The sequence below is a fragment of the Rhodococcus sp. T7 genome (assembly GCF_009872365.1).
In the GTDB taxonomy this organism is placed as follows: domain Bacteria; phylum Actinomycetota; class Actinomycetes; order Mycobacteriales; family Mycobacteriaceae; genus Rhodococcus_F.
The window spans coordinates 1-10,438 of sequence record NZ_WXYH01000078.1; the positions used below are offsets into that span (position 1 = coordinate 1).

Consider the following 10,438-nt stretch of genomic DNA (forward strand, 5'->3'; position numbering starts at 1 on the left):
GTCATGCCCCGGCATGACCAGCGTGAAAGCCCGAGGTTAACGTCGCCACAATCGCTCGGACGTCCGGGCGATCCTCCGCCAAGTCCTCGAACCCGCGGTCCGGAACACGGGTCGCGGGTGTGGCCGGACGGCCGTATGTGCCGCGCGGCGTGGATATCCGCTCCGGTGGTCGGTGAGCCTCGCGGAAAGCTTGCTCGATGTTCGCGGGTATGCGGCCGCGCGCGGAGATCTCGTAGCCTTGTGAAATGGCCCATTCCCGGATTTCCTTGGCCGTGCTTGCGCCCCGGGTCCGTCGGGTACGCGGACTGCGCCTTGGCGGTTCTTCCTGCTCGGGCTGCGCGGCCTCGTCACTCTCATCGGTCTCGAATTTCCCCTCGTTCTGCTCCTCTCCTTCGTTGTCGGGTAGCTTTCTGTCTTCCCGCTTCTGTTCGCCCTCTGCGGGCTCGTCGCCCGCGGGGGGCTCTTCCTCGCACTCTTCCGCCTCGACGACGTGGAAGTTGCGGACCTCGTCCGACCTGCGCCTGGCACCCGCCGCCGGGTCCGCGGCGCCCGACTCGAGCCGGCGGTTCAGCGAATCGATGCGCGAGTTGACGGCGATGACCGCCGCGGCTTTCGCGGCGGGCATCAGCTCGCCCCGAATAGTCTCGACGAGCTTGGCGACCTCCGGAGAATCGGCGAGCTTCGCGGTCCGCCGCCCAAGCAGAAACCCCGCCCCGACGGCCGCCACCGACTGACCTCTGGTTTTCATCGCCCCTCACCCACCGTTGCCGAGCCGTCACCCGCGCACCTCAACGCCGGCGGGCAGCAAGATATGTCGTGGAACCGTTCCCGGCGGGTGCGTGCGCTTAATCATCAGCACACAGCACCCCATCGGCAGTGGCCGTTACCGACGCTGGAAGGCCCCATTCGGACGCATGTGACGACGCACCTGCCGCCCGCTCCGCTTCACCGGAGCGGATCACTTACACCGCTCCCGGGTCCTTGACCGGACGCCGGATTCGGGCACGACCGAAGTCTGACTACGGAGCCTCGGCGGTCCGACCGCAGCCACCTGGCCCATCGGAGAAGCCCCAGGCTCACTGGAACGTGGTCCCCGTACGTCAGGCTGGATACGGCGACGTCGGCTGTCGCCGCGACATCGTACACCACCTCCAGGTACTTGACCTTGTCCCCCGGCGAATGCACCTGACAACTGCGGGAACCGACCGTTCTGTCGGATCCGAACCTGTCAGAGGTAGTCCGATACCGGTCCCGCAGGCATCGCGTCAGACCGGGGAGATCGCCCGCGGGTCCGCAGAGGTCCGTGCTGCAGTCCTTCCACGTGACCGCGATCAGAAGAGCGCCACCGACGGTGAACTCCGCTGCTGCGGCATGAGCCCATAACCAGTCCCCGCTGCGGTGCCGGAGGTGAAAGAACGTGCTCCGAGGGGCTTTGGCGCCGTGCATGTCCCGCAGGAAACGCCGCCACCGGGGAGTATCGGACGGCAACAGTAGCCACTCGTAATCACCCACGAGCTGCTCGACGCGATAACCGACGAGTGCGGCGGACGCCGGATTGGCGATGAGCAGTTAGCGCCGATCGAAGACGCACATCGGTAGCGGCAACATCGTGAACAGTGCCTCGAGTACCTCGCCGCGGACCGGAGCGGCAGAGACGCTGCGCGGCAGCGTCGGAAGGAACAACGGATCGCCCGTCGGGCCGCAGTAGGACATGGTGGGAACCGATTGCTCGTCCACGACACGTGCTCCTCTCGCCGCAGCAGACTGCTCAGCTTCGGTGTACCCGCGAGGCGAATGTGCTAACCGGTGGGACCAGGGACAAGACAACTTGTGCGTCACCGCGCCCGCTGCATCAATACGTCGAACCCTGGTCGTTCGCGATGAGCGAGTGCGGCGAAGTAGTTGTCGTTCGGTGCCGCCGGCCGGGCCGAGTCGATGCTCGCCGAAGTCGGCGCCGTCGCCGGACCTCCTGCGCGTCCCGTTCCATCGGATGCGCATGCCTGGCCGACCTCGACTGATACGAAAATATGGTGACCACAATTTGGTGAGGACAGACCCGGTTACCCGCCGATCGTTGTGGTGGAGGTGGTTGGTCCGGCGTGTGGTTATGCGGTGCCGACGGCGGGTTCGAGGATGACGCGGTAGCCCAGCGATCGAGCTGGCTGATGGCGCGGGCCCTGGTCTTCGTGGGGACGCGCCGGGTGAAGTAATCGGCCCCGGGATCACGGTAGAAGTCGCGGTGGGTGAGCATGTTCCAGGCGGCGACGAGCATCGCGTGCTCCACCGCCACGACTGCCTTCATCGGCCCCCGATGCGCGGCGATGCGCCGGAACTTCGCCGAGAAATAGGTTCCTTGAAAGCGGGAGACGGAGGGCCCTGCAGTACCGAGGGCGCCCTTGAGATACCGGTTTCCGGGCCGGGTCTTCGTGGATTTCACCCGACCGGCCGACTCGTTGGACCCCGGTGCGGTGCCCGCCCACGACGCCAGATGCCCGGGGGTGGGAACACCCGTTAGTCAGCGCCGGTCTCGGCGATGAATATCTCGGCGACGGTCGTCGAGAAGCCCGGGATGCTGATCAGCAGGTCCCGGGCCGGCCGAAAAAGTGCCATGGCCTCGTCGATGCGGGCCGAGAGCTTGTCGATGTCGGCGGTGTGGGCGTCGATCCGGTCGAGGAACAGCCGGGTCACGAACGCGTGATGGGCGCTGAAGTGCCCGGTCAGGGCCTCGGTCAACACCGGAATCTACGACCGCAGTCGTCCCTTGGCCAACTGGGACAGTTGGACCGAATCGTTACGGCCGTCGATGAGCGCCTCGAGCATCAACCGCCCGGAGACCCCGGTGATATCGGTGGCGACGGAAGACAGTTCGATCCCCGTGTCCTCGAGCAGCTTTTCGAGGCGTTGGATCTCCCGGGTCCGCTCGTGGGTGATCATGGTGCGGGCGCGGGTGAGATCGCGCAGCACACGAATCGGTTCCGGTGGCACGAACGAGGCCCTGACCAACCCGTGCGCCCCGAGATCGGCCAGCCAGGCGGCATCGGAGACATCGCTCTTGCGGCCGGGCACGGTCTTGACGTCACGGGCGTTGACCAGCATCACCTCGAGGTGTTCCTCGAGCAGGTAGTAGAACGGGCGCCAGTAGTTGCTGGTGGCTTCCATCACCACGCAGGTGACCTTCTGCTCGAGTAGGTGCTCGCGCAGGGCGAGGATCTGGTTGGTCATCGCGCCCCACGTCGTCACCGTGGACGAGGTGCGTCTGTTGCCGCGGCCCTGGATCCGCACGCACACCTTCGCGTCCTTCTTGGAGATGTCGATTCCCGCGCATCGCGAGTGCACCACGTCCATCACCGCCACCGATCCCGGGCCTAGGCCCAATACGTATCTGGTTGTATGGGTGCGTGTTCCGGGGAGGGCGGGATAGAAAACAGGACTCTGACACTCGTGCTCGAAGGCAACAGTCCACGGTTCCCGCGGACGACGAACTGTGCCCTCCGCCACCAAACTAATCCACAGGCTCACCGGCACCATAGAGAATCCGAGGTCGACCGAAACACCCCGCAAGTATCCCCCGACCAGCACCGACCCCACCACACTGCGACCGTGATGATCACCGGCGAAGCACGAACGGACGGTTGACCGACCGCCGCATTTTCCCTCACCACGGCGGAGCGCAGCGGCCGCGAACTAATGGGAAATACCAGACCTCGCCCGGTCGGGCAGGCTGACCCGCGCTCCGCTTCTCCGAACAGCGAGGCGCTTCACGCCGCCGGCCGTCCGGTATGCACTCGGCCCTCGATCAACTCTGCCTTTGCACGAGGCCCAATGCCGGCGCCGACGCCATCTCCGCGGTGGGCAGTCCCGGAGCGAGCAGCGCCGGCCCTCCCGGAAGGCACCGATCGAGGCTGGGATGGCGCCAGCGTCGCGTCCAGGGCCTCGCGACCGGTATCGGGAACCGCACGGGAACCGGCACCACCAACCACTTGTTCGACGGTGAGCCTCCTCCGCTGGAGTCGGCAGTGTGCGCTTGCAAGCGCACACTGCCGTCGAGGAAGCGCCGCCCGCCGCCCGAGTCAACGAGTCAGGCTTCGCGGGCATCTTGACATGAGGCAACAGGGGGAGGAGTACGCGAACCATCCACTCTGGCTTCAGGTCGTAACAACTTCCGGGTCCGCATCGGGTTGGTCCGACGGTTGGTTCACCGATACCGGATTCGGTTGGCAAACTACGGTCCGCGCCGGGACGAGCCGAGTGAGTATCACGTAGCCGAAGGCGCCCCCGAGGATGCCAACGAACCAGCCATAGTCGTACAAGGGCTTCAGGAACGGAAGGAAACCGTCGACGGGAAAAGGGCCCTGGCCGGGATTCGAGTAGGCACCGCCCACGGAAAGGGTGCCGGCGGCGATGGTTGCAGCGACTGCCCGCCAGTTCCACCCGCGTGCAAACTCGTATGCCCCGCCACGGCGGTAGAGACCCGGTAAATCCAGGTCTGCTCTTCGGACGATCCAATAGTCTGCGATCAACACACCACCAATCGCTCCGAGGAGTCCCCCGGTTGAACCGAGCCAGGTCATGACATAAGTCTCAGGGCTCTCGAGCAGGCGCCACGGTTGGATCAATACCGCGATTACACCCGTGATGATCCCTCCGGTGCGGAAACTGATCAACGTGGGTGCGACGTTCGAGAAGTCGTTGGCGGGACTGACCACGTTCGCTGCAACGTTGACCGACAAAGTGGCAACCGTGAGGCTGAGGAGCCCGAAGATGATCACTACCGGATTGGAGAACTTCGCCATCAGTTGTACAGGGTCCCAGATCGGAACTCCATAAACTGCAACGCTTCCCGAGGTGATGATAACGGCCATCAGGGGAAAAATGGTCATGGTCGTCGGAATTGCCACCGCTTGGCCTAGCACCTGCGACCGTTGACTACCCCCGTACCGGGTAAAGTCCGGGATGTTCAGACTGAGTGTTGCGTTGAACGCGATCATTCCCATCAACGAAGGAAAAAAGACCTTCCAGAAGTCCGCGCCCCAGCCCAAGTCGGAACCTTCTTCGAGCAGCGGCCCCAAGCCGTGGGCGCGGAAGAGCATCCATAGCAGCAGAAGGACAACGACCACCAGGACCGCCGGCGCCGCCCAGCTTTCGAATCGTCGGACGGCCGTCATGCCGCGCAGGATGATGGCGATGTTTAACGCCCAGAACACAGCGAAGCTCAGCCACAGTGTCCACGGATGTCCCGAAATGTCGGCAGCGTCCTTCCAGCCGTCACCGAAAAGTTGAGCTGCGACGACGTAGATTGCCTCGCCGCCGATCCAGGTTTGGATACCGAACCAACCGCAGGCGATAAGTCCCCGCAGCACGGCTGGGAAGTTCGCACCCAGCACCCCAAAGGAGGCTCGTGCGTATACGGGAAATGGAATCCCGAACTTCGTCCCCGAATGGCTGTTCGCCAGGATGGGCAGCAAGACAACGACGTTTCCAATGAATATCGTGAGGATCGCTTGCTGCCAGCCCATTCCGAGCGCAACCAGTCCAGCGGCGAGCATGTAGACGGGTATCGAGTGCGCCATGCCCACCCACAGCGCCGCAAAATTGTATGTCGTCCAAGTCCGCTCCTTGAGAGGTACGGGACCCAGGTCGTCGTTGTAAAGCGGGCTCGAAGCGATCTCCGCGTACCCGGCAGGGGTCAACGTCACCCGCCCGTCCTGCTCGGAGTTTACAAGCGTCATATACGGCCACTCCCTTGCACTGGTCGCTCGCGGCGTCGCCTTCGCGGGCACTGCTGCTTCACAGCAGAACTTTCTATCAGTTGACAGTTGTCATACAACATTCTAGGTTTGGAGGATGTCAACCATGTCATGAGAAATTTACTTAGAGGGTTGAAAAGGAGGAATGCAGATGGCATCAACCTTGGTCAGGGGCGGCGATGCCGTGCTGTCCGACGCCGCGCCCCGGCGGGTCGACCTTCGGCTCGCTGACGGGAAGATTGTCGAAATCGGCCCCGCTCTGAAGCAGGATCCGTGCGAGACCCTCGTCGAGGCAGACGGATTGCTCGTACTTCCGGGACTCATCGACTGTCACACCCACTTCGGTATTAGCCGAGGGCACATGGAATCGCTCGACGACTTCGCAGTCGGCTCGGCGTCGGCCGCGGCTGGCGGCGTCACCACGTATATCAACTTTGCTCCGCAGGATGCTGGAGAATCCTTACTTGACGCACTTCGCCGTCACCGTTACGCCGCCGATGGGCACACACTCATCGATTACGGGGTCCACCTGTCTTTCGGTACGCCGTCTGAACACTGGGCCGAAGAGCTGACGCGACTTATCGCCGCTGGCGTCTCGAGTGTGAAGGTGTACACCACATACCGGGATAGCGACTACTACACCCGCGACTATCATTGGCTTTCACTCATGGAGCACGCCGCAGCGCTTGGCATGCTCGTCATGGTGCACGCGGAGAACGACGACATCGTGGCCGGTCGAACCGCCGATTTGTTGCGGGATGGCAAACGCACGTTCGCCTGGCACGGAGAGTCTCGTCCACCGATCGCTGAGCTCGAAGGCGTTGCAAGGGGATTGGTTTTCAGCCATGAAACGGGTTGTCCAATCTACTTCGTCCATCTAACCAATCCTGACTGCGTGGCACTTGTCCGCAAGGCACGCGAGCAGGGAATCGTGGCCTATTCCGAGAGTTGCCCCCACTACCTCAGCCTGGACCACAGCGCGTACCGCAGCCCCGACGCTGCCCGCTTCGTCATGACGCCACCACTGCGCTCACGCGCAGATACCGACGACATGGCGCGCCGCGCCACCATCGGTCAGATCGATACCGTGGGCTCCGACCATTGTGGGTACACACTCTCCCAGCGCGGCGATTCGAGTGACTTCACGCGCTCCTCCCCCGGTATCCCGGGCGTCGAGACGCTGTGGCCGGTGTTGCACACAGAATTGTGCGTTTCCCGCGGAATGCCAGTGGAAGCGGCGGTGCGCCTAGTCACCACCAATCCGGCACGGTTGTTCGGTCTACCCAAAAAGGGGTCCCTGCAGGTCGGCATGGACGCTGATCTAACTCTTTTCGACCCCCGCGAGCGGTACACGCTCGACGAAGCTGCGCTGCATTCAGGTTCCGGCTACTCACCGTGGCACGGTCGGGAACTGCAAGGGCGCGTGGTTCGCACGATTTCTCGCGGAATCACCGTCTACGACGGTGATATCGTCGGCGACCTCGGCCATGGTCAGTACATCCCGCGAGCGCCGGGAACCTTGCGTGCAAGCTGAGCTCGCAATACGAGTACACCGGAGGTGGGTTCGGCGAACCCGTCGATCACGAACGCGTGCAAGCGAAGCGGCGGCGTGATGTTTCGTCGAACCTGGCGATGACCGGGTGACCGCCGCCCCAGCCGGTCGAAACCACCGACTTCAACACCGTCTCCACGGCCGCGCCCACACTGTCGATAACCGGAATCGGCGACATCACATCCAACGCCGCCGCCAGGGGGCTCATCGCGGCACAGCCCAGACAGGCAGCTTCAGCGCCATCGATGTCGACGCAGAGCCGAACTGTCTCCAGCACCGCGTCGGCGGCCGCCTCCGGTGAGCGTGCAATGTCGAGCACGGACATTTCCACCGCTCGAACGCTGACCAGCGCGTCCCCAAAGCCGTAGCGATCGGCCAGTGCGATCATCAATTCGACCGCACTCGGCATTGCACACACGATCGAGAACCTACCGCCCGCATCCTGGGCGGCGAGCATGGCGTGGAACGCGATTCCGTGCACAGGTATCCCCGTCAACGCACGCAACTCGTCCACGCCGGGATCCCTGAAGCATGACACAACCACCGTGTCGAAACCCACCTCGGCGGCCCACCGATGCGCCGATCCCAGCATCGACTCAACCGCCACCTGCTCGTCCGCCTCCGTCTCGATCGCCGCGGGGCCGACCTCCGGATTCACCGCTGTGATGTCGAGCGCGTCAACACCTGGCACTCGGCGGGTGGCATCCTCGATCATTCGCGTCATCGCTGCCGTCGTGTTCGGATTCACCAGTAACACTCTGAGTTTCATGGTTACAGTCGATCGATCTCGCCGGCGGGGAACGGGCCAGTGGAGCGGTGAAGGTAACGACCCCGCCCCGGCGAACTCAGTACCTCGCCGCCGTCGAAGACGGTCTCACCCCTGCTCAATACTCGGACAGGCGCACTTGTACACCGCCAGCTTTCGAAGGGGGTATAGCCCACGGCCATGTGGTGACTCTTCGCCGAAATCTCCAGCGTGGCATCAGGGTCGAACACAACGACATCTGCGTCGAAGCCCGGCGCGAGCCGGCCCTTCGTTGTCAGACCGAACATTCGAGCCGGTGCCGTCGACGTTGCCGTCACCAGCTCCGACATCGTCATTCGACCGGTCCTGACTCCATGTTGATGCAAGAGGGGCAGTCGATGCTCGATCGTCGGCAGTCCATTCGGAATCTTCGAGAAGTCGTCGCGGCCGAGCTCTTTCTGCCCGCAGAAATTGAACGGACAGTGGTCGGTGGTGACGATCTGAAGCGCCTGCTGTCGCAGAGCCGACCAGAGCACCTCCTGATCGTGCCCGTGCCGTAGCGGGGGCGAGCACACGAACTTCGCCCCATCGAAACCGGGCCGCGACAGCTCCTCTTCGGTGAGAGTCAGGTAATGGACGCATGTTTCGCCGTAGACCGGCAGTCCGCGGGATCGCGCCGACTGGATTTCCCGGACGGCCGATGCTGCCGAGACGTGGACGCAAAGATCGGCCGCTTCGCCCACGATGCGAGGTGGATGGCCCGCGCAGTCGCCTCCTTCTCCGTGGTGTCGGGTCGTGTCGTTGCGTGCGAGCTCGGCGACGTCTCGCCGCGAGCGAGTGCGTCGTTGATGTTCAGATCGATGGCATCGCCATTCTCGGCGTGCACCTGGACCAAGCCTCCGACCTCGCCCGTGCGCCGGAGCACGCCGAGCAGTTGCTGGTCGTCGGCCAGGAACGATCCCTTGAACGCCATGAACACCTTGAACGACGTCACCCCGCGGGCAACTGCCTCTGCCATCTCCGTGATGGCCAGCGGTGACGCGTCGGTGATGGCAACGTGGAATCCGTAGTCGACATGCGCCTTGTTGCGCGCATTGTCCGTCCAGGTGTCGATCCCGGTGAGCAGCGACCCCTCGGTTTGCAACGCAAGGTCGACGATCGAGGTGGTTCCGCCCGCAGCCGCAGCCGCTGTCCCGGAGTCGAAGTCATCCGCAGTAACCGTGCCCATCGTCGGCATTTCCAGATGTGTGTGGCTGTCGACGAGACCGGGTAGGAGTTGGCAGCCTCCCACGTCGATCGCCTCCCACGTCGATCGCCTCGCCGGCGACCTCGGAGAGGTCCGCATCGAGAGCCACGATACGCCCGTCATCGATCAAGAGGTCGGCTCGCACCTCCCCCTCGCTGGACACGATGGTCCCACCCTTGAGGATGATCCTCGAACCTGGTGCTGGTGCCGTCATGCGTGTGACTCCGATCGTTCCGACGTGAGCTCGGCCAGTTCCTCACCCAGGGTGCCACTGGGCACGAACGTCGATCGCAGGGAGCTCCGTCGCGCGAACGGCAGGATGGCGAAGTAGCCCACGAAACCCAAGGCAATGCCCAGGACTGCGGCGTAGTCATAGGCCCATCCGATAGCCGGAATCCACTGGCCGGCAGCACAGAACGCGGACATCACGATCAGCACTCCGAGCGTCCACCAGTTGTAGCCGCGGTAGCCCTCGTACTGCTACCCCCGACGGTACAGCGCGGGGATGTCCAGTCGTCCGCGGCGCACGATGTAGTAATCGGCGATCAGGATGCCGGTGGCCGGTCCAATCACAGCGCCGACGTTGTTCAGCACCGAGAAGAGCGTGTCCGGGTTCTCCATCAGCTTCCATGGCATGAACGCGAATCCTGCGATGATGCTCAACACCGCGGCTCGCTTGAACGTCAAGAACTTCGGAAAGAGGTTGGTGAAGTCGAATGCCGGTGAAATGATGTTCGCCGCGAGGTTCACCGACATCGTCGCGACCGCGATGGAGATGGCGCCGATGATCGACACGACCGGGTTGTTGATCGCGACCAGGACATCGGCAGGGTTCCAGATCAGTTCACCGGTCGCGGCCCGGGTACCGGACACCACGATTGCCGCCATAGCGTAGAAGACGAGCGTCGCCAGCGGGAGTCCGTAGAAGAGGCCGGTCATCTGCGCCCGATTCGATCGCGCATAGCGGGTGATGTCCGGGAGGTTGAGCACCATCGTCGCCCAGCTCGCCGAAATGAACAGTGCGATGCCCGGCAGCATGCCGGTGAGGAGGAAATCGCCGGCGGACGTGTAGAACTCGACTGGACGGCAGCAATCCTGGACGCGGCAAGCGTCCGGGCAAAAAGGGGGGCTCGCTGACCGGGCCCAGT

General features: G+C 63.7%; 10 protein-coding genes and 2 pseudogenes. 2 read left to right on the forward strand and 10 right to left on the reverse strand.

Features of this window, described 5'->3' with window-relative positions; translation table 11 throughout:
• Position 1: 1 nt before the first annotated feature.
• The 5 genes and pseudogenes from MLGJGCBP_RS10475 to MLGJGCBP_RS10495 form a co-directional block, all read right to left on the reverse strand.
• Positions 2-748: an Lsr2 family DNA-binding protein gene (locus MLGJGCBP_RS10475; protein ID WP_160095355.1), complete on the reverse strand. Its 747-nt coding sequence runs from the start codon at positions 746-748 to the stop codon at positions 2-4.
• Between the two features lie 197 nt (positions 749-945).
• The gene (locus MLGJGCBP_RS54245) at positions 946-1,569 is read right to left on the reverse strand and encodes a PAS domain-containing protein (protein ID WP_160095367.1); all 624 of its coding nucleotides are present in this window, start codon (positions 1,567-1,569) and stop codon (positions 946-948) included.
• Entirely contained in the window at positions 1,570-1,737 is a 168-nt protein-coding gene (locus MLGJGCBP_RS10485) for a hypothetical protein (protein ID WP_160095357.1), read from the reverse strand.
• 368 nt (positions 1,738-2,105) lie between these two features.
• Positions 2,106-3,345 (reverse strand): annotated as a pseudogene (locus MLGJGCBP_RS10490) (IS110 family transposase).
• 800 nt (positions 3,346-4,145) lie between these two features.
• Positions 4,146-5,729, reverse strand: a complete 1,584-nt coding sequence (locus tag MLGJGCBP_RS10495; RefSeq protein WP_160095359.1) for an NCS1 family nucleobase:cation symporter-1 — start codon at positions 5,727-5,729, stop codon at positions 4,146-4,148.
• Between the two features lie 169 nt (positions 5,730-5,898).
• On the opposite strand from MLGJGCBP_RS10495, the gene MLGJGCBP_RS10500 reads away from it, so the two are divergent.
• Positions 5,899-7,281, forward strand: coding sequence for an amidohydrolase family protein (locus MLGJGCBP_RS10500; protein ID WP_160095361.1), 1,383 nt, complete (start codon positions 5,899-5,901; stop codon positions 7,279-7,281).
• 46 nt (positions 7,282-7,327) lie between these two features.
• On the opposite strand, the gene MLGJGCBP_RS10505 is transcribed toward MLGJGCBP_RS10500, so the two are convergent.
• The 5 genes from MLGJGCBP_RS10505 to MLGJGCBP_RS10520 form a co-directional block, all read right to left on the reverse strand.
• Positions 7,328-8,068: an aspartate/glutamate racemase family protein gene (locus MLGJGCBP_RS10505; protein WP_160095363.1), complete on the reverse strand. Its 741-nt coding sequence runs from the start codon at positions 8,066-8,068 to the stop codon at positions 7,328-7,330.
• A 2-nt stretch (positions 8,069-8,070) separates the two neighbouring features.
• The gene (locus MLGJGCBP_RS10510; RefSeq protein WP_236581021.1) at positions 8,071-8,787 is read right to left on the reverse strand and encodes an amidohydrolase family protein; all 717 of its coding nucleotides are present in this window, start codon (positions 8,785-8,787) and stop codon (positions 8,071-8,073) included.
• Positions 8,670-9,413, reverse strand: a complete 744-nt coding sequence (locus tag MLGJGCBP_RS51630; protein ID WP_328799455.1) for an amidohydrolase family protein — start codon at positions 9,411-9,413, stop codon at positions 8,670-8,672. The genes MLGJGCBP_RS10510 and MLGJGCBP_RS51630 overlap by 118 nt, the downstream gene beginning before the upstream one ends.
• A gap of 87 nt (positions 9,414-9,500) precedes the next feature.
• Positions 9,501-9,728 (reverse strand): hypothetical protein, encoded by a 228-nt coding sequence (locus MLGJGCBP_RS10515; protein ID WP_160095365.1) that lies wholly within the window; start codon positions 9,726-9,728, stop codon positions 9,501-9,503.
• Between the two features lie 42 nt (positions 9,729-9,770).
• On the reverse strand, positions 9,771-10,328 hold the full coding sequence (locus MLGJGCBP_RS10520; RefSeq protein WP_442972088.1) for a cytosine permease: 558 nt from the start codon (positions 10,326-10,328) through the stop codon (positions 9,771-9,773).
• 27 nt (positions 10,329-10,355) lie between these two features.
• On the opposite strand from MLGJGCBP_RS10520, the pseudogene MLGJGCBP_RS54250 reads away from it, so the two are divergent.
• A pseudogene (locus tag MLGJGCBP_RS54250) lies at positions 10,356-10,438 on the forward strand (IS5/IS1182 family transposase); the annotation flags it as partial.

Excerpts from the sequence above, each read along its gene's own strand:
- MLGJGCBP_RS51630 (WP_328799455.1), bottom strand. The coding sequence starts at position 9,413 with ATGACGGGCGTATCGTGGCTCTCGATGCGGACCTCTCCGAGGTCGCCG.
- MLGJGCBP_RS10505 (WP_160095363.1), bottom strand. The coding sequence starts at position 8,068 with ATGAAACTCAGAGTGTTACTGGTGAATCCGAACACGACGGCAGCGATG.
- MLGJGCBP_RS10500 (WP_160095361.1), top strand. The coding sequence starts at position 5,899 with ATGGCATCAACCTTGGTCAGGGGCGGCGATGCCGTGCTGTCCGACGCC.
- MLGJGCBP_RS10520 (WP_442972088.1), bottom strand. The coding sequence starts at position 10,328 with ATGCTGCCGGGCATCGCACTGTTCATTTCGGCGAGCTGGGCGACGATG.
- MLGJGCBP_RS10475 (WP_160095355.1), bottom strand. The coding sequence starts at position 748 with ATGAAAACCAGAGGTCAGTCGGTGGCGGCCGTCGGGGCGGGGTTTCTG.
- MLGJGCBP_RS10495 (WP_160095359.1), bottom strand. The coding sequence starts at position 5,729 with ATGACGCTTGTAAACTCCGAGCAGGACGGGCGGGTGACGTTGACCCCT.